Origin of the sequence: Tsukamurella pseudospumae (genome assembly GCF_001575195.1) — a bacterium.
Classification (GTDB): Bacteria; Actinomycetota; Actinomycetes; order Mycobacteriales; family Mycobacteriaceae; genus Tsukamurella; species Tsukamurella pseudospumae.
Map to the genome: position 1 here is coordinate 1 of NZ_LSRF01000126.1, position 397 is coordinate 397.

Genomic DNA, 397 nt, shown 5'->3' on the forward strand with positions numbered 1-397 from the left:
TCGACTTCGACGCCAACCCGAACATCGACCCCGCCACCATCCACACCCTCGCCAAATGCGACTGGGTCCGCAAAGGCCTACCGCTCTGCCTGATCGGCGACAGCGGCACCGGCAAGTCCCATCTGCTCATCGCCCTCGGAACCGAAGCAGCGATGGCCGGCTACCGCGTCCGCTACACCCTCGCCACCAAACTGGTCAACGAGCTGGTCGAGGCAGCCGACGACAAGCAACTGACCAAGACCATCAACCGCTACGGCCGCGTCGACCTCCTGCTCATCGACGAACTCGGCTACATGGAACTCGACCGCCGCGGCGCCGAGCTCCTCTTCCAGGTCCTCACCGAACGCGAAGAGAAGAACAGCGTCGCCATCGCCTCCAACGACAGCTTCGGCGCCTG

The 397-nt window shown here is 64.5% G+C and carries 1 protein-coding gene; it reads left to right on the top strand.

What is annotated here, in order from left to right:
* Positions 1 to 397: ATP-binding protein (locus AXK60_RS25405; protein ID WP_139058163.1), on the top strand; the 397-nt coding region annotated here is incomplete at both ends.